Raw genomic sequence first — 17,970 nt, forward strand, 5'->3', positions numbered from 1 at the left:
ACGATGTGGGGTCGTTCGGCGTTGTCACAGGAGGTGACGTTCTTAGTCGAACTTCCGCTCTCTAACCCGCCTGCGCTTTTCGTAGTGTCTAGCTCCGGCTCCTAGTGTCTAGCGTCATAAGCCAGCTCCTCTCCAAAGGCTATCGCCTTTTCCGAAGATCTGGCTTATGCGTACGACACTGAACAGTCGCCTGCGCTTTTCGTTTAACTATGATACAATTTATCCATAATTAATGCGAAGAAGCAGGTGATGATATGCGTTTTTTGGAGAAGGCGCCGGCTAAGATTAATTTAGCCTTGGACGTGTTGTACAAGCGTCCGGATCAGTATCATGAAGTGGATATGATTATGACGACAATTGATTTGTCTGATCGCATTGAGTTAAGCCCTTTGAGAACTGATGAGATTCTGATTGTTTCGGAAAATCGGTTTGTTCCGAGTGATCACCGTAATCTTGCTTTTCAGGCTGCTCAAGTGTTGAAAGATAAGTTTGGCATCCGTGAGGGTGTGGAGATCTATATTGAGAAGCAAATTCCTGTAGCTGCTGGGCTTGCTGGGGGAAGTAGTGATGCTGCCGCGGTTCTGAGAGGGCTGAATCGATTGTGGGAATTGGATTTAAGTGTTCAGGAGCTGGCCGCAATCGGAGCTCAAATCGGTTCTGACGTGTCTTTCTGTGTTCATGGTGGAACAGCGAGGGCTACTGGCAGAGGGGAAAGAATCGAAAAACTTCCTGCACCGCCGGCTTGCTGGGTAGTATTGGCGAAGCCGACGATGGGCGTGTCGACTCAAGCGATTTATGAGAACTTGAATTTAGAGGAAGCGGAACATCCTGATATCAAAGGGATGGTGAAGGCTATTCAGAAAGAAGATTATCAAGAGATTTGTGAGAAGATCGGAAATGTATTGGAACCTGTCACCGTTCAGTTACACAGTGATGTTCAACAAATTAAAGAACATATGCATGAATTTGGTGCGGATGCTGTGTTAATGAGCGGAAGTGGTCCGACGGTATTTGGCTTAGTTCAACATGAAACAAGAGCTCAGCGTATTTACAACGGTTTACGAGGTTTCTGTGATGAAGTTTACGTGGTACGTATGCTTGGAGGACGAGTCCCTCTTGATTAAAGCCGTATAAAACTGTTATATTAAATGAAAATATTCGGTTTTTGAGGTGTAGAAATGAAAAGAAGTGAACGTTTGGTCGGAATGACGTATTATTTATTGGAGCATCCCCAACAACTTGTCTCTTTACCTTTCTTTACAGAGGCATATGATGCAGCTAAGTCTTCTGTGAGTGAAGATTTAGGTATTATTAATCAAATGTTTCAAAAGCAAGGGATTGGAGAGTTGCACACTGTTTCAGGTGCAGCAGGTGGTGTGAAGTTCATTCCGTTTAATTCGCAAGAGAATAGTGAACACTTTGCTGATCTATTGGCAAAGCAATTAGAAGACCCTGAACGCCTACTCCCGGGTGGTTACTTGTTCATGAGCGATTTGCTAGGGGACCCGGAAACGATTCGGAATATCGGACGTCTTTTTGCGACTCATTTTTCGAAGCAACACGTGGATGTCATTATGACGGTGGCTACTAAAGGGATTCCTTTAGCTTATGCGGTCGCATCATTCTTAAATGTTCCGGTCGTCATTGTCAGACGTGATCCTAAAGTTACAGAAGGATCAACGGTCAGCATTAACTACGTATCAGGGTCATCAAGAAAGATCCAGACAATGGTCTTACCTAAACGCAGTCTCCAAAAAGGGGCTAATGTCTTAATCATAGATGATTTTATGAAGGCCGGGGGTACCATTGATGGAATGAAGAGCCTGTTGAAAGAATTTGAAGCTAATGTAGCAGGTATTGGTGTTTTAGCTGAAGCGGAAGATGAAGATGAGGAACGTGTCGTGCAAGATTACGTATCACTCCTTCAAATAAATAACGTAGACATTAAAGAAAAGAAAATCGAAGTACACAGAGGAACTATGTTCCACTCGTAACTAGAGAAGAATGCATTGAATTGCATTCTTCTTTTTTTGACGTAAAAAATCGTATAGGCATTTAGAGAATTGTTTAAAAAGTTATTACCTTTTCTAAAGGAAGATATAACGGGCTGAATCATCGTACAAAGGAATTAAGATTTTGGATATTGTTAGAAAAACTTAAATTTTTTTTATATTTAAGAAGGAATTTGAACAGTCTTGTTGAATATTGGTAAATAAGTTCCTATGGAAAAAGGTGGTGACAAATAATGGAAGTAACTGACGTGAGACTACGACGCGTTAATACTGAAGGAAGAATGCGAGCAATTGCTTCTATTACGTTGGATGGTGAATTTGTTGTTCACGACATTCGAGTAATTGATGGCAACAATGGTTTGTTTGTGGCGATGCCGAGCAAACGTACTCCAGATGGAGAATTTCGTGATATTGCCCATCCAATTAACTCTGGCACACGTGGGAAAATTCAAGACGCTGTGTTAGAAGAGTATCATCGAGCGGGACAAGTTGAAGAAGAAGTGGAGTATGAAGAAGCTGGAGCTTCCTAATGCTTTACAACGCAACAGGAGTCTAATCAACAGATTAGGCTTCTTTTTTTGGTCAGAAATGAGTGAATAAAGGAAATATCCTACATATCTGTATATCAATTAGGGCTTCTCGGTAGATTACCCTCTAAAAGTCCTGCATTATAAGGTGTGAAGCCGTTCTCATAATCTTTTCTTTGTTGAAAATAGTGCGGTTTTAAGATATATTCGTAATGGATAAAAAGGATGGAGGTTTCTTCATGAATAATCGCTATGCTGTTGTATTGGCAGCCGGGCAAGGGACACGCATGAAATCGTCGTTGGCGAAAGTATTGCATCCTGTTTGCGGTAAGCCTATGGTGCAACATGTAATGGATCAATTAACGTCTCTTCAACTAGATGAAGTTATAACAGTAGTAGGGCGTAGTGCTGATGAAGTGCGTGAACAAATCGGCGCGGACAGCCAATTTGTTGTTCAGGAAGAGCAACTTGGGACAGGGCATGCGGTTCAACAAGCTGAACCTATCCTTGGCACTAACAAGGGAACAACTCTTGTAGTAGCAGCTGATACCCCACTACTTACAGCAGAAACGCTTGAGTCAGTGTTTAACTATCATGAACAAGAACAGGCGAAAGTAACGGTTCTGACAGCTCATGCTGAAGATCCGACAGGCTATGGTCGAGTGATTCGTGATGAACACGGGGATGTCGCTCGTATAGTTGAGCATAAAGATGCTTCTCCACAAGAACAAGCAGTTCAGGAAATCAACACAGCTATCTATTGTTTTGATAATGAGGCACTTTTTGAATCTCTTCAGAATGTTTCAAATGATAATGCTCAAGGGGAGTACTACCTTCCTGATGTGATCGAAATCCTTAAGAACAAAGGGGAAAAGATTGCTGCTTATCAATCTTCAGACTTTGAAGAAACATTGGGTGTAAACGACCGCGTTGCGTTATCACGTGCGGAGAAGGCAATGAAACGTCGAATTAATGAGCGTCACATGCGCAATGGCGTTACTCTGATCGATCCGGATCATACGTATATCGGATTAGATGTTACAATTGAACAGGATGCTATCATTTATCCTGGGTGTGTTCTTGAAGGAAACACACAAATTGCAACAGGTGCAGAAATTGGTCCTCATACTGAAATTAAGAATTGTTCAGTTGGACAAGCTACGGTTATTAAGCAAAGTGTTGCTCATGAAAGTCACATTGGGAATCGTGTGAAAATCGGCCCGTACGCTCACATACGTCCCGCTTCTACCCTTGCTGACGACGTTAAAGTTGGAAACTTTGTAGAGTTGAAGAAAGTTTCGTTTGGCGAAGGAAGTAAGGCTTCTCACTTAAGTTATATTGGTGATGCTGAGGTAGGAAACGGAGTAAATATTGGTTGTGGGACGATTACCGTAAACTATGATGGCCAGAATAAGCATCTAACAACCATACAAGATGATGCGTTTATCGGGTGTAACTCCAACTTAGTAGCGCCTGTTACAGTTGGTCATGGTGCATATGTAGCTGCAGGCTCAACGATTACAGATGATGTTCCTGATCGTGCGTTGTCGATTGCTCGTTCTCGTCAAACGAATAAAGACGGGTACGCAGATAAAATAAATCAAGCGAAAAAAGATTAATGGAGGTTTTAGCGAATGGCTACTTCTCAATATAAAGATCCAGCTTTAAAAGTGTTCTCACTTAATTCAAACCCAACTCTAGCTCAAGAAATTGCAGAGAATATTGGTACAGAATTAGGAAAATGTACGGTAACAAGTTTTAGTGATGGAGAGGTTCAAATTAACATTGAAGAAAGTGTACGTGGGTGTGACGTATATGTAATTCAATCAACTTCAGAGCCAGTAAACCAACACATTATGGAATTACTTATTATGATTGATGCATTGAAGCGTGCTTCTGCTCGTTCCATTAACATTGTAATGCCGTACTATGGTTACGCACGTCAAGACCGTAAAGCACGCTCTCGTGAGCCAATTACGTCTAAGCTTGTCGCGAACCTTCTTCAAACAGCTGGTGCAAGCCGCGTCATTATGTTAGATTTACACGCACCTCAAATTCAAGGATTCTTCGATGTACCAATCGACCACCTTGTAGGTGTTCCACTTCTTTCTGATTACTTTGAAGAGAAGAATTTCGATGATGTGGTTATTGTTTCGCCTGACCACGGTGGCGTTACACGTGCCCGTAAAATGGCTGATCGCCTGAAAGCACCAATTGCGATTATTGATAAGCGTCGTCCTCGTCCGAACGTAGCCGAAGTTATGAATATTGTCGGTAATATTGAAGGAAAAACAGCGATCCTGATTGATGATATTATTGATACAGCGGGAACGATTACACTTGCAGCCAATGCTCTTATCGAAAATGGGGCAAAAGAAGTCTATGCTTGTTGTACTCACCCTGTTCTATCTGGACCGGCAATTGAGCGTATTGACAACTCTAAGATTAAAGAGCTTGTCGTAACAAATACGATTCCTCTTAAAGATGAAAAACGTATCGATAAAATTACAGAGCTTTCTGTAGGAGAGCTAATTAGCGAAGCTATTACACGTGTTCACGAGCGTAAATCAATCAGCGTATTATTTGATTAATTTACCTTTTTTCTGAAAATCAGGTTTACACCCTCTGTAAAAGGGAATTATAAATCATTAGAAGCTTTATAATTCTTTGGAGGGTGATAAACGTGGCAGTTACAGTTAAAGCGAATACGAGAGAAGATTTCAAACGTTCAACTAAAAATGAGCTTCGTAAGTCCGGACTGGTTCCAGCAGTTGTTTATGGAAAAGACAAAGAACCAATTGCGGTATCGGTAAACAGCTTAGAATTATTAATGACAGTACGTGATGAAGGGAAGAACGCAATTATTTCCCTTGATATAGAAGGTAAGAAACCCGTAGACGTAATGTTACATGATTATCAGATTGAACCGATTCGTAATGAGTTATATCATGCCGATTTCTATATGGTTGATATGAGTCAGGAAATTGATGTAGAAGTAGCAATTCACTTAGAAGGAGAAGCACAAGGGACGAAAGATGGTGGGATTCTTTCTCAGCCACTTCATGAACTTTCCGTTCGTGCTAAGCCAAACGAAATCCCTGAAGAGATCAAACTAGATGTTACAAATCTAGAAGTTGGGGATAGTCTTCTTGTGAGTGATGTGAAAGCTGGAAATAACTACGAAATTACTCAGGATGAGACCACAACAATTGTGACCATCTTACCTCCTCAAACTGAAGAAGTTGTCGAACCAGGCGAAACTCAGGATGGAGATGTAGAACCAGAAGTCATTAATCAAAAAGATGATGATGAAGCGGAAGAGAGCGAAGAAGCTTAATATTCTTCGGTTGGATATGAGGCGTAACCCAAAAGGTTACGTCTCTTTTTACACGTAAAGAAGGATTCAGTAGCAGAATTGAAGAATTAAAAGAACAACGCTTTGAACTCTTCTTTTTCGCTTATAATAAAGAGAGCAGAAGACTTTTCAACTAGATAAAGAAGAGAGTGATTACATGAAATGTATTATTGGTCTAGGGAATCCAGGCCCTAAATTTGAAGATACGCGCCACAATATTGGATTTATGGTAATTGATGAGCTATTACGTCGCCATAATTGGAAATTAGATAAAGAGAAATATAAAGGACAGCATACTGTAGAACGTCTAGGTGGAGAAAAGGTTATTCTTTTAAAGCCACTGACGTATATGAACTTATCTGGAGAGTCTATTCGCCCGTTGATGGACTATTACGATTTAGCTCCGGAGGATATCGTTGTGATCTATGATGATTTGGATTTACCTCCAGGAAAGGTTCGTTTGCGTCAAAAGGGTGGACACGGGGGCCATAACGGAATCCGTTCAACCATCGATCACCTAGGTACGAAGGAATTCCCGCGCATAAGACTTGGAATTGGACGTCCTAGTGGTCCGATGCCTGTACCTGACTATGTGTTAGGGAAGTTTCAAGGGGAAGATGCTACGGCAGCGAAAGAAAGTGTTCAAAAGGCTGCAGATGCGTGTGAAGCTTGGATGGAAAAAGGCTTTTTAGAAGTTATGAATGAATTTAACAAGTAAAATGAGTAGAGTAGAGAAGCGGTCATTCGTATAACGTTAGGAGACTCCGGACAAACTAGAGTGTAAATAGCTAGTTTTAGGAGGATGACCATGGCCGTTAAATATCAGTGTCGTCATTGCAAAAAGGAAATCGGTGAACTATCACAAGATGTGCTTGATTCCGTCGAGCTTGGACTTACTTCTCTGAACGAGGAGGAGCTTTTAGATATGGTTAGCTATCACGAAAATGGTGATGTGATGGTAAGAACAATTTGTGAAGATTGCCAAGAATCATTAGAAGAAAATCCTCACTATCATGAACTTGATTTCTTTATACATTAAATTGATTTGTTCGCTTTGGTGAAAAGCCAAAGCATTTTTGTATGGAGTGTGGGGATTAAGGGGGGGAACAGATTGCAAGGACTCAAGCAATTTCTAACACAACAAGATGATATCCACTCCATTATTTCAGGATTTTCATCAGGCATGAAAGAACAGTTTGTATCAGGGCTTTCAGGTTCTTCGCGTGGGGTCTTAATATCCTTACTTGAAGAATCTGCGAAGCGCCCTGTTTTAGTAGTGACCCATCAGCTTATGCAAGCTCAACAACTCTATGAAGATTTGCTTGGGCTCACAGAGCCTGAGGAAGTTCATTTATATCCAGTCAATGAATTAATTGCTTCGGAGATTGCGGTAGCAAGCCCTGAGTTAAGAAGTGAGCGGATTGAAGCTTTAAATCATTGGTCTGAGAGGAAATCGGGTATTTTAATTGCTCCGGTTGCCGCTCTTAAACGTATTTTGCCACCGACCTCCTACTGGGAGAACTATCAGCTTCCCTTTGAAGTGGGTGGGGTCATTCAATTAGAAGATTACATGAAACAACTAGTCGATATGGGCTATGAACGTGCTGATATGGTATCTGCTCCTGGAGAATTCAGCATGCGCGGTGGGATTATGGATATCTATCCACTAACACAACCCAACCCTTTGCGCATCGAGTTCTTTGACGATGAAGTGGATTCAATTCGTTATTTCGATTCAGAAAGTCAACGTTCACTGGAGAAAGTAAATCGGGTCACAATTGGACCTGCTAGTGAGTTGCTTTTAACCGATGAAGATTTAGCAAGGGCCGCTCAAAAGCTTAGCGAGTCTTTTGCAGACACGCTGAAGAATCTTAAATCACCAGAGTTAAAGGAAACGCTATCTGAGAATATCGAACGTGATATTGAACGATTAAAGCAGCAGGAACGTTTTCAGGAAATGTATAAATATATTTCTTTATACTATGAAGAATCGGCTAGTTTGCTAGATTATCTACCAGACAATGGGTTAATGGTCTTTGATGAAATGAGTCGAATTCAAGAAACCGCTACACGCTTAGATGAAGAAGAAGCCGAATGGTATAGTAGTTTGTTGGAATCAGGGCAAATGGTAAGGGATTTATCAATCTCCTACAATTGGTCTGATGTTTGGCATTCCATTCACCACCCTCGTCTTTATATGTCAGTATTCCTGCGCCATATTCCAAATACCCAACCAGAGAATATCGTAAATATCTCGTGTAGGGCCATGCAACAATTCCATGGGCAAATGAATTTGCTACAAACGGAAATGGATCGTTGGCAAAAGGGAGATTATTCCGTTCTAATCGTAGCACCAAACGAATCTCGCGCAGAGAAAATCCAGGCTGTACTCGAAGACTATGATATGGAAGCGGTCGTTTCTGAAAGAAGGCCTGCCTTCCCACTGACTAATCCAACGATTATGGTAGGTCACCTGACCACAGGTTTTGAGTTACCTATGCATAAAGTAGCCGTGTTAACAGAGAATGAGTTATTTAAAAAGAGGTCAACACGTCCAAAGAGAAAGAAGAAGATTTCGAATGCTGAGCGGATAAAAAGTTATCAGGAATTGAAGGTCGGAGATTACGTTGTTCACGCTCATCACGGAATCGGAAAATACTTAGGAATTGAAACGCTTGAATTAAACGGGCTACATAAAGACTATATGCTCGTTAAGTACTCAGGTGATGATAAGCTATACGTTCCGATTGACCAAATTGATTTGGTCCAAAAGTATGTTGGATCTGAAAGCAAAGAACCTAAGCTTTACAAGCTCGGCGGAAGTGAATGGAAGAAAGTCAAAAGCCGCGTTCAATCATCTGTCGAGGATATTGCAGATGACTTAATTAAGCTTTATGCAGAACGAGAGGCGACAAAGGGGTACGCCTTTGCTGAGGATACTGAAATGCAAAGGGAGTTTGAAGCTGCATTCCCTTACCAGGAGACAGAAGACCAAATTCGCTGTATTGAGGAGATCAAAACGGATATGGAGAAAGTACGTCCGATGGATCGCCTTCTATGTGGTGATGTAGGGTATGGAAAGACAGAGGTCGCCATTCGCGCAGCCTTTAAGGCGATTGCAGATGGAAAGCAAGTTGTTATTCTGGTGCCGACAACCATATTAGCTCAGCAGCACTATGAAACCATCCGTGAGCGTTTTCAGGATTTCCCTATTGAAATTGGTTTGCTAAGCCGCTTCCGAACACGAAAGCAACAGAAAGAAACGACGGAGGGCTTAGAAAAGGGGACGGTTGATCTTGTCGTTGGGACTCATCGTATCCTATCTAAAGACATTAAGGTAAAAGATCTAGGTCTTCTTATAGTCGATGAAGAACAACGCTTTGGAGTTAAGCACAAAGAAAAGATTAAGCAGATGAAAACAAATGTCGATGTCCTGACGCTTACAGCAACACCAATCCCAAGAACGCTTCATATGTCGATGCTAGGCGTACGAGATCTATCCGTTATCGAAACACCTCCTGAGAACAGGTTTCCTATTCAGACATACGTACTCGAATATAACCACGTGTTTATTCGCGAGGCCATTGAACGAGAATTGGCCCGTGGTGGACAAGTCTTCTTCTTGTATAACCGTGTGGAGAATATTGAACGTATGGCGGAGGAAATATCAGCACTCGTGGACGAAGCACGTGTTTCTTATGCGCATGGCCAAATGAATGAGTCTGAGCTTGAAAATGTGATGTTTAGTTTCCTTGAAGGGGAGTCTGACGTTCTTGTATCTACCACCATTATTGAAACAGGGGTGGATATACCGAATGTAAACACACTTATCGTGTATGATGCTGATCGCATGGGATTGAGTCAGCTTTATCAGTTAAGAGGACGTGTAGGGCGCTCTAATCGCGTAGCCTATGCTTATTTCACTTATCAAAAAGATAAAGTCCTATCTGAAGTAGCAGAGAAACGGTTACAAGCTATCAAGGAATTCACAGAGCTGGGTTCAGGCTTTAAGATTGCCATGCGTGATCTATCGATACGAGGAGCAGGGAACCTTCTTGGTTCTCAACAACATGGTTTTATAGATTCCGTTGGTTTCGACATGTACTCTCAAATGCTAAATGATGCCATCGAAGCCAAGCAAAAAGGAAAAGAAGTCGAAGAGACGAAACCGTTTGAACCAGAACTTACTCTAAGCCTGGATGCTTATATCCCGGATTCTTATATTGCGGATGAGAAACAGAAGATTGATATGTACAAGCGATTCCAGTCCATTGAATCTCAGGAAGATCTTCATGATCTGCGAGAAGAGATGATCGATCGATTCAGTGATTATCCTGAACAGGTAGAGAATCTGTATCAAGTAGCGGTGCTGAAACTTGCTGCCAAGAAGGAGCGCGTGGAATCCATTAGTGAGAAGAAACAAAAGATTGAGTTGCTGATGGAAGCCGATGCTAGCCAGCAAATTGATGGAGCGAAGTTATTTGAGATCGCTAACCAATATGGGCGTATGATTCAATTAGGGACAGAAGGCCAGCAATTGAAAGTCGTCTTTAAATGGGATCGAAACACCGCCCATCATCGTTATAAAACGATTGAGGAGTTCTTGCAGCAATTGCCTGAAGCCAAACATTCTGCATAGAGCAAATGTTAAGCAATATCCCTAATTTTATTGTACAAAATGAGCCTCACTTTGAAGAATTTGATGTTTTCTCCTACAAATATGAAGGAATAATGTATAGTTCTCACTTTGAGAAAAATACTATACCCATCAAATGGTGATTTTGTTCTTTACAGAAGCGATCATACATCACCAAGAGAATAATCATCAGATGAAAGTGAGGCTTCATGGAATGAAAGCAACTGGTATCGTAAGACGTATTGATGATTTAGGTCGGGTTGTTATCCCGAAAGAAATTCGAAGAACCCTTCGTATTCGAGAAGGGGATCCTCTAGAAATCTTTGTAGACCGAGAAGGTGAAGTTATATTAAAGAAATATTCACCGATTAGTGAACTAGGAGATTTCGCAAAGGAATATGCAGATGCACTATTTGACTCACTTGGTCATCCTGTCCTTATTTGTGATCGTGACGAATTCATAGCTGTTTCAGGTGGGTCGAGAAAAGAATACTTGAATAAAAGTATTGGCCAAAAAGTCGAACAAGCTATTCAGGATCGTGTGGTCTTAACAGAATCCAATGAGTCCACAATTGAAATTGCAGATGGCATTGACGAAACCATTTCTTCGTATGTTATTGGACCGATTATCTCAGGTGGAGATCCAATTGGTTGTGTGATGATCCTGTCGAAAGAAGGCGAAGCGTTAACGAACGTTGAGCAAAAAGCGGTCGAAACAGCAGCGAGCTTCTTAGCTAAACAAATGGAATAGAAAGAAAGAGAGGAGCCTCATTTGCGTAGGCTCCTCTTTTCATACATACTAGAATAAGTAAGAATGGAAAGGTTTAGAAAGGGATACATACATGGCAATACATACGAAACAACAACGCCTGTTGAGAGGGGCTTTGCTACTTACGTTAGCTGGTTTAGTCGGGAAGGTATTAAGCGCAGGTTATCGAATCCCCCTTCAAAATATTGCAGGTGATGTAGGCTTTTATATTTACCAGCAGGTTTATCCGATATTAGGGATGGCCTCTATGATTTCGATATATGGGTTTCCTATGGCCATTTCGTCTCTTGTGGCCAAAGCAAGAGCAGAGAAAAGATCGTTATCGCTTTCCCGCTTTTACGTACCTGTCTTTGGAGTGATGGTTACCATTAGCATCGTGTTGTTTTGCTTGATTTACTTCGGATCTCCTGTCATTGCCTCTGTAATGGGGGATTCGAATTTACGCGAGCCCCTTGAGGTAACTTCGACGGTATTTTTACTCCTTCCTTTTACCTCAATTGGAAGAGGGGCCTTTCAGGGGATAGATGATATGACGCCCACAGCGGTTTCTCAGATGACGGAGCAGGTGGTAAGAGTTAGCGTCATTATATTGGCCACCTTATACTTTGTAGGGGAAGGCTATAACTATTATTATGTAGGTTCAGGTGCGGCATTCGGTTCGATTGCAGGAGGGCTTGGAGCTTGTTTTGTGCTTTCTCTTTTTATCGTGAAACGTCGGTCGTCTCTTCTGTTTCATTCCTCGAATGCTTTTTCCATGATGGAGATTGCGAGGACTATGGTTCTCACAGGATTATTTTTATGTGTAAATTACATGATGCTCTTACTTATGCAGTTTGCGGATGCCTTTACAATGGTTTCTCCTTTAAAGGAATATGGCCTATCGTTAGAAGGAGCTCAGAAAATGAAGGGGATATTCGATCGTGGCTATCCCCTCCTTCAATTAGGGACTGTTCTTGCCTCTTCTTTGGCTCTTGCTATAGTTCCGTCTGTGACCAAGAAGCGACTCGAGAATAAAGCGAAGGATGTAGAGGAGAATGTGGGGCAAGCCATGAAGCTTTCATTGCTGATTTCAGTGGCTGCTTCTGTTGGACTCTTTATGTTGTTACCTGAAGTGAACGTTCTTCTCTTTACTAGTAATGAGGGAACCACTGCGCTAAGGATATTGGCCATTGTGATTGTCTTCGCTTCTCTTACGTTGACTCTGTCTTCTTTACTCCAAGGGTTTGGTATAGTATTTTTGCCAGCTTTGACCGTAGGGGGTGGCATTGTGGTAAAGGGAGTCTTAAACAGCCTCCTTATTCCATTCTACAGCATCACAGGAGCTGCCATCGCTACTCTGTTGAGTGTTCTTATCATCCTTCTTAGCAATATAGTGATATTCAGAAAACGAGTCCCTGTGTCCTTGAAAGCAAGTATTCCTTGGAGAGCTACGATCATCTCTTTAGGTATAATGGTTATGGTTGTATTCCTCACTGGTGAAGCTTATAAAGGTCTTGTAGAAATGAACGATCGTCAGGATTATATAGGATACTGCCTTCTCACAATTGGAGCCGGAGGCGTGAGTTATATGATTTCATTACTTAAGACTGGTGCTTTTACGGAAGATGAAGTGAAGGAATTTCCTATGTCTTCAAAAATAAAAAGATTAACGAAAAGGAGGTCATCTTAATGACACATCATATTGATATAGTCGGTTTAGGGGCGGCAGATCTAAACCAGTTGCCCTTAGGTGTCTATCGTTTCTTGTTAAAGAGTGAAGGGGCTCGCTATGCCCGTACGCTAGATCATCCTGTTATTCAAGAACTAGAAGCGGAAGGGATCACATTTCAATCATTTGATCACATTTATGAGGAACAACAACAATTTGGTGAAGTGTATGAAAGAATAGCGAAAGAGATCCTATCTAAAGCGCAACAACAAGACGTTGTGTATGTGGTGCCAGGCCACCCTATGCTTGCAGAGAAAACAGTCCAGCTCTTGTTAGAAGCGGAAAGGAATCATACAGTCTCTGTTTCAATTAAAGGGGGACAGAGTTATTTAGATGATCTTTTCACAAGTTTAAAAATTGATCCAATAGAAGGATTTCAGTTTATCGATGCTACAGGCTTTTCTCGTAATAGCATAGAGCACAGACAACATACAGTATTCTGTCAGGTATACGACAACATGATTGCATCAGATGTAAAGGTTGCCTTATTAGAGGATTTGTCGCCTGAGTTCCCGGTTTATATCGTAGATGCAGCCGGAAGTGAGCATGAACGTATAATAGAAGTACCTTTAGTTGAGCTTGATCGCAACGTTGAACTGAGTAATCTCACAAGTGTATATGTCCCACCTGTGAAAGAAGAGCAGCTTCCTCATAAATTCTTTCGTGTTCGTGAAGTTATCGCTGCATTACGTGCGCCGGGCGGTTGTCCGTGGGATCGTAAACAAACCCATGAGAGTTTGCGCCCCTATTTAATTGAGGAATCTTATGAGTTAATACAAGCTATTGATGATCAAGATGATGAGGGGATTGTGGAAGAACTCGGGGACGTGCTTCTACAAGTGCTATTACATAGTCAGATTGGTGAAGATGAAGGATTTTTCACAGTGGATGACGTAATTCTATCATTAACGGAGAAAATGATTCGCCGTCATCCTCATGTATTCGGAGACCGCCAAGCTGATGATGTAGAACAAGTCATGAAGAATTGGGATGAAATTAAAAAGGATGAAAAAGGGGAAGAGCGTCCATCTGTGTTAGATGGAATAGTAGAAGCCTTGCCTGGCTTAATGAGAGCTCAAGAACTGCAGAAGAAGGCGAAGAAAGTAGGATTTGACTGGGATGATCCGCAGCCAATGTGGGATAAGGTGTTAGAAGAAATGGATGAGTTTAAAGAGAGCTTGCATTCTGAAGGATTTTCCGCTCAAGAACTAGAATATGGAGACGTGTTGTTTGCGTTTGTGAATCTTGCTCGTTACTATAAAATAAATCCAGAACTCGCAATTCAACGAACAAATGACAAATTCGAAAGACGTTTCAAAGAGATGGAATCCGTAATCACATCTGAGAATCAGCAAATGGAAACGATGACGTTAGAGCAATTAGATCGATATTGGATACAAGCTAAAAACAGGGAGAAAGGGGAACAATAAACGATGAGACTAGATAAATTTCTAAAAATATCTCGTTTGATTAAACGTCGTACTTTGGCGAAAGAAGTGGCAGATCAAGGGCGAATTCAATTAAACGGGAATACAGCAAAGGCATCTACTGATGTATCTATAGGTGATGAGCTTTCCATTCGTTTTGGACAGAAGCAATTAACATTAGAGGTGACGTCTCTACGGGAAAATGTGAAAAAAGATGAGGCATCCTCTCTCTATAAAATTATAAGTGAGCAAGAGGTTTAGACAGACCGAACAAAAGCATTGAGCACGGATCTCCCTTTCCTGAGATCCGTGCTCATTTTTGTGTCTATTTAAGGATAAGGTCATCATCTTTTTTAAAGGGATTGTACATAAATGAATCCCCTCTTTCATAGATTGGTATCGATAAGGGGAGGGGTGGATATATGGAGTATTATGATAAAGAAGTACAAGGGTCCAGAGGGCAAGGGGATCATCACGTAAAGATGAATAATAGACGCAATCTGGAAATCACGGGAGTAAAAGAAGTCGATAGCTTTGATGCTGAAGAATTTTTGTTGCAGACCAATATGGGGTATTTAGTGGTTCGGGGCCAGAATCTACAGATGAAGAACTTAGATGTAGAGCAAGGGATCGTCTCTATTAAGGGAAAGGTGTATGAGCTCTCCTATTTGGATGAACAGCAACAGGAGAAAGCTAAAGGATTCTTTAGCAAAATGTTCAAATGAGTTTAGATACTCAATTTATTACAATGCTCATCATGTTTAGTAGTGGCGTCTACTTGGGTATGGTTATGGATACATTTAAAAGATTCGAACCCTTGTGGAAGCCGAACGTCGTCATGAGGTATTCGTTTGAAATTTTATTCTGGATTCTTCAAGGTTTGGTCTTGTTTTATTTTCTATTTTTAGCGAACCAAGGGGAATTACGTCTATATATTGTGCTGGCTGTGGTGTGCGGTTATGCTGCATACCAGGCCTTATTTAGGACAACCTATAAAAAAGTATTAGAGAGGTTAATCAAGATTGTTGCAGGGCTGATTCGTTTCCTCACGCGTCTTGTGACCGTTTTTATTGTTCGTCCTATCCGTTTTCTAATATTCACGATTGTGAAGCTAATTCTCCTTCTATGGACAACCTCGCTAGCCATTCTTTTCTTTTTACTAAAAATTATACTATATCCATTTCAGCTAATCGGGCGCATAACGTGGAAGCTTGTGCCGAAAAATGCGAAAAAATACTTACTAGACGTAGCAGGGTTTTATAGTAAAATAAAGAATATAATACTAAAATGGCGGGAATTTATCCAGCAAAAAAGGAGGTAGCACATCGTCGTGCAGAATCAACGTGACTCAGTGGCAAAGATTGATTCGGGATATGTAAAGCAGTATGATGCGCACGTAGAGCGTCAAAACAAGAAAAAGAAGCGGCTGATTCGCCGATTAGCCTTGTTTGTGATCGCCACCCTTCTGTTATTTGGTGGATTACTGACTTACCATATTCAACAACGAAGTCTTTATGCTGATAAACAGGCTAAATATGAAGAATTACAAGAAGAGATGAACCTATTAGAGAAGCAGGAAAAAGATTTTAAAGAAGAAATAAAGCTTTTAAATGATGAAGAGTACGTTTTACAAATCGCAAGAACGAACTATTTCTTCTCAAAAGAAGGCGAAATTATCTTTAAAATCCCTGATAATGGTCCCTCTTATTGACACTCTTTTTAAAGCTTATATATAATATATAAGAATGATACTTTTTGAAATTCATAAGGAGGAGCAATTTTTTTATGTCAATTGAAGTAGGCAGCAAGTTGCAGGGCAAGGTAACAGGTATCACTAATTTTGGAGCATTCGTTGAACTACCTAATGGTTCAACAGGCTTGGTTCATATTAGTGAGGTTGCTGATAATTATGTAAAAGACATTAATGATCACTTAAGTGAAGGCGACCAGGTAGAAGTGAAAGTGATTAATGTAGAAAAAGACGGTAAGATTGGCTTGTCTATTAAGAAAGCGAAGGACAACTACAAAGGTGACCGCGAACGTCGCAGTAATAACCATAATAAAGGCGGCGGAAAAGGCAAAGGAAACAAAGGCAACCAGCGCCCTGAGAATTTTGATTCGTTAATGAATCGTTTCCTTAAAGATAGTGATGAAAAACTCGCATCTTTAAAAAAGCACACGGAATCGAAACGTGGAGGTCGAGGTGCTAAACGAGGCTAACTTGCTGTCTATGAGCAACCATTATGAATTGAATGTTCTTATATAAAAAAGTGACCAGCTTTATTAAAAGCTGGTCACTTTTTGTATTCAATGAGGAAGGGGCGAAGAGCTTTGTTTGGTTCCTTTTATAAAGGTTTGATAATATGAATATATAGATGATTGAGGAGGAGGCCTTAGTCGTGAAGGAATGGATGGAAGAACATATAGTAAAGAGGTTGTTAGAAGATGCGATCAATCACACTCGAGTAGGTGTTACGATAACAGATCCAGACCAATCGGATAACCCGATTATTTATGCTAATAAAGGTTTTGAATCTATTACAGGATATCGCAATGATGAAATCATAGGGCGTAACTGTAGGTTTCTTCAAGGCGAACAGACAGATCAGGCAAGGATAGCTCAGTTAAAGCATGCCATTGCCAATAAAGAATCCGTTTCTATAACGCTCAAGAATTATAAGAAAGATGGAGAAACCTTCTGGAATGAACTACATATTGATCCAGTTTACGTAGAAGAAGAGAGTAAACATTTTTTTATTGGGATCCAACGAGATGTAACGGACAAGAAAAGGGCAGAAGAGGACTTAACAAAATCCTTAAACGAGATAACAGCTCTCTCTACACCGATTGTTCCTTTAACAGATGAGATCTCGGTTTTACCTTTGATCGGCAATATGGACGGGGAACGGCTTGCTATCATATCTGACAATATTGCAGAGAAGATGGCCTCTCTAAAACACCGTAAGTTGATTGTAGAATTATCAGGGTTAATCGATTTTGACGAAGAAGTTATTCACGGAATTTATAGATTGCATCATTTATTGCAACTTCTAGGTACGGAATTAATGATTGCTGGAATATCCGCTGACTTTGCAAGTAAAGCAGCTAGAATGGGGATCCTTGTAGATGATATTAAATCCTATGCCACGGTCAAGGATGCTTTAAGGAATTTACAAACCTCTCTATAACTTGAGGTTGAAATCATGAGGAATAGAAATGCTACACATATAAAAAAGCTGCTTCTTAATAAGAAGCAGCTTTTCCTTCATCCTATTTCACATAAATGTAAAAAAATCCACACCGGTGTGTGGTAGGACAAGAATTCGGATGATGACCCGTACGGGACTCGAACCCGTGTTACCGCCGTGAAAGGGCGGTGTCTTAACCGCTTGACCAACGGGCCGTTGAATAGTATCTAGTAAAATAAATGGTAGCGGCGGAGGGGATCGAACCCCCGACCTCACGGGTATGAACCGTACGCTCTCGCCAGCTGAGCTACACCGCCATAATCTTACTGTGTAATAGTATACTTTTTG

Annotated in this window: 18 protein-coding genes and 2 tRNA genes; 18 read left to right on the forward strand and 2 right to left on the reverse strand. The window is 41.0% G+C overall.

From position 1 onward, the window contains the following. The first annotated feature begins 254 nt into the window (after positions 1–254). From ispE to QNI29_RS00410, 18 genes are all read left to right on the forward strand, one after another. Positions 255–1,124: a 4-(cytidine 5'-diphospho)-2-C-methyl-D-erythritol kinase gene (gene ispE, locus QNI29_RS00325; protein ID WP_231419873.1), complete on the forward strand. Its 870-nt coding sequence runs from the start codon at positions 255–257 to the stop codon at positions 1,122–1,124. Positions 1,125–1,178: 54 nt separating this feature from the next. Further along, a complete protein-coding gene (gene purR / locus QNI29_RS00330) occupies positions 1,179–1,994 on the forward strand; it encodes a pur operon repressor (protein WP_231419874.1) in 816 nt (271 codons plus the stop codon). 251 nt (positions 1,995–2,245) lie between these two features. After that, positions 2,246–2,542 (forward strand): septation regulator SpoVG, encoded by a 297-nt coding sequence (spoVG, locus tag QNI29_RS00335; protein ID WP_036787219.1) that lies wholly within the window; start codon positions 2,246–2,248, stop codon positions 2,540–2,542. Between the two features lie 236 nt (positions 2,543–2,778). Next, positions 2,779–4,158 (forward strand): bifunctional UDP-N-acetylglucosamine diphosphorylase/glucosamine-1-phosphate N-acetyltransferase GlmU, encoded by a 1,380-nt coding sequence (glmU, locus tag QNI29_RS00340; protein WP_231419875.1) that lies wholly within the window; start codon positions 2,779–2,781, stop codon positions 4,156–4,158. A gap of 15 nt (positions 4,159–4,173) precedes the next feature. Continuing rightward, positions 4,174–5,130, forward strand: coding sequence for a ribose-phosphate diphosphokinase (locus tag QNI29_RS00345; protein WP_231419876.1), 957 nt, complete (start codon positions 4,174–4,176; stop codon positions 5,128–5,130). A gap of 92 nt (positions 5,131–5,222) precedes the next feature. Beyond that, positions 5,223–5,876, forward strand: coding sequence for a 50S ribosomal protein L25/general stress protein Ctc (locus QNI29_RS00350; protein ID WP_231419877.1), 654 nt, complete (start codon positions 5,223–5,225; stop codon positions 5,874–5,876). Positions 5,877–6,051: 175 nt separating this feature from the next. Next, positions 6,052–6,612 (forward strand): aminoacyl-tRNA hydrolase, encoded by a 561-nt coding sequence (gene pth, locus QNI29_RS00355; protein WP_231419878.1) that lies wholly within the window; start codon positions 6,052–6,054, stop codon positions 6,610–6,612. A gap of 90 nt (positions 6,613–6,702) precedes the next feature. Next, positions 6,703–6,933, forward strand: a complete 231-nt coding sequence (locus QNI29_RS00360) for an anti-sigma-F factor Fin (RefSeq protein ID WP_231419879.1) — start codon at positions 6,703–6,705, stop codon at positions 6,931–6,933. Between the two features lie 72 nt (positions 6,934–7,005). Beyond that, positions 7,006–10,533, forward strand: a complete 3,528-nt coding sequence (gene mfd, locus QNI29_RS00365; protein ID WP_231419880.1) for a transcription-repair coupling factor — start codon at positions 7,006–7,008, stop codon at positions 10,531–10,533. A 211-nt stretch (positions 10,534–10,744) separates the two neighbouring features. After that, complete coding sequence (spoVT, locus tag QNI29_RS00370; RefSeq protein ID WP_036787266.1) at positions 10,745–11,281, forward strand: stage V sporulation protein T; 537 nt, start codon at positions 10,745–10,747, stop codon at positions 11,279–11,281. Between the two features lie 91 nt (positions 11,282–11,372). Further along, complete coding sequence (locus QNI29_RS00375) at positions 11,373–12,968, forward strand: putative polysaccharide biosynthesis protein (RefSeq protein WP_231419881.1); 1,596 nt, start codon at positions 11,373–11,375, stop codon at positions 12,966–12,968. Then, on the forward strand, positions 12,968–14,437 hold the full coding sequence (gene mazG / locus QNI29_RS00380; protein ID WP_231419882.1) for a bifunctional methyltransferase/pyrophosphohydrolase YabN: 1,470 nt from the start codon (positions 12,968–12,970) through the stop codon (positions 14,435–14,437). Before QNI29_RS00375 ends, mazG begins: the two co-directional genes overlap by 1 nt. A 3-nt stretch (positions 14,438–14,440) precedes the next feature. Further along, positions 14,441–14,695 carry an RNA-binding S4 domain-containing protein gene (locus QNI29_RS00385; RefSeq protein WP_231419883.1) on the forward strand — a complete coding sequence of 85 codons (255 nt, stop codon included), beginning with the start codon at positions 14,441–14,443 and terminating at the stop codon, positions 14,693–14,695. A gap of 221 nt (positions 14,696–14,916) precedes the next feature. After that, the gene (gene yabP, locus QNI29_RS00390) at positions 14,917–15,159 is read left to right on the forward strand and encodes a sporulation protein YabP (protein ID WP_229721317.1); all 243 of its coding nucleotides are present in this window, start codon (positions 14,917–14,919) and stop codon (positions 15,157–15,159) included. Further along, entirely contained in the window at positions 15,156–15,755 is a 600-nt protein-coding gene (yabQ, locus tag QNI29_RS00395) for a spore cortex biosynthesis protein YabQ (protein ID WP_231419884.1), read from the forward strand. The genes yabP and yabQ overlap by 4 nt, the downstream gene beginning before the upstream one ends. Before the next feature lie 9 nt (positions 15,756–15,764). Next, positions 15,765–16,145, forward strand: a complete 381-nt coding sequence (locus tag QNI29_RS00400) for an FtsB family cell division protein (RefSeq protein ID WP_231419885.1) — start codon at positions 15,765–15,767, stop codon at positions 16,143–16,145. Between the two features lie 74 nt (positions 16,146–16,219). Beyond that, positions 16,220–16,654, forward strand: a complete 435-nt coding sequence (locus QNI29_RS00405; RefSeq protein ID WP_231419886.1) for a S1 domain-containing RNA-binding protein — start codon at positions 16,220–16,222, stop codon at positions 16,652–16,654. Between the two features lie 179 nt (positions 16,655–16,833). Beyond that, on the forward strand, positions 16,834–17,622 hold the full coding sequence (locus QNI29_RS00410; protein ID WP_231419887.1) for a YtvA family blue-light photoreceptor: 789 nt from the start codon (positions 16,834–16,836) through the stop codon (positions 17,620–17,622). A gap of 143 nt (positions 17,623–17,765) precedes the next feature. Here QNI29_RS00410 and QNI29_RS00415 read toward each other — a convergent pair. Both QNI29_RS00415 and QNI29_RS00420 read right to left on the reverse strand, forming a co-directional pair. After that, positions 17,766–17,837, reverse strand: a tRNA-Glu gene (locus QNI29_RS00415). Between the two features lie 25 nt (positions 17,838–17,862). Next, positions 17,863–17,939, reverse strand: a tRNA-Met gene (locus QNI29_RS00420). Positions 17,940–17,970: the final 31 nt, after the last annotated feature.

This window comes from Pontibacillus chungwhensis (genome assembly GCF_030166655.1).
Classification (GTDB): Bacteria; Bacillota; Bacilli; order Bacillales; family BH030062; genus Pontibacillus.

Bases quoted from the DNA above. Each gene is read 5' to 3' on its own strand.
- ispE (WP_231419873.1), top strand. From the start codon at position 255: ATGCGTTTTTTGGAGAAGGCGCCGGCTAAGATTAATTTAGCCTTGGAC.
- purR (WP_231419874.1), top strand. From the start codon at position 1,179: ATGAAAAGAAGTGAACGTTTGGTCGGAATGACGTATTATTTATTGGAG.
- spoVG (WP_036787219.1), top strand. From the start codon at position 2,246: ATGGAAGTAACTGACGTGAGACTACGACGCGTTAATACTGAAGGAAGA.
- glmU (WP_231419875.1), top strand. From the start codon at position 2,779: ATGAATAATCGCTATGCTGTTGTATTGGCAGCCGGGCAAGGGACACGC.
- QNI29_RS00345 (WP_231419876.1), top strand. From the start codon at position 4,174: ATGGCTACTTCTCAATATAAAGATCCAGCTTTAAAAGTGTTCTCACTT.
- pth (WP_231419878.1), top strand. From the start codon at position 6,052: ATGAAATGTATTATTGGTCTAGGGAATCCAGGCCCTAAATTTGAAGAT.
- QNI29_RS00360 (WP_231419879.1), top strand. From the start codon at position 6,703: ATGGCCGTTAAATATCAGTGTCGTCATTGCAAAAAGGAAATCGGTGAA.
- spoVT (WP_036787266.1), top strand. From the start codon at position 10,745: ATGAAAGCAACTGGTATCGTAAGACGTATTGATGATTTAGGTCGGGTT.
- QNI29_RS00375 (WP_231419881.1), top strand. From the start codon at position 11,373: ATGGCAATACATACGAAACAACAACGCCTGTTGAGAGGGGCTTTGCTA.
- mazG (WP_231419882.1), top strand. From the start codon at position 12,968: ATGACACATCATATTGATATAGTCGGTTTAGGGGCGGCAGATCTAAAC.
- QNI29_RS00385 (WP_231419883.1), top strand. From the start codon at position 14,441: ATGAGACTAGATAAATTTCTAAAAATATCTCGTTTGATTAAACGTCGT.
- yabP (WP_229721317.1), top strand. From the start codon at position 14,917: ATGAATAATAGACGCAATCTGGAAATCACGGGAGTAAAAGAAGTCGAT.
- yabQ (WP_231419884.1), top strand. From the start codon at position 15,156: ATGAGTTTAGATACTCAATTTATTACAATGCTCATCATGTTTAGTAGT.
- QNI29_RS00405 (WP_231419886.1), top strand. From the start codon at position 16,220: ATGTCAATTGAAGTAGGCAGCAAGTTGCAGGGCAAGGTAACAGGTATC.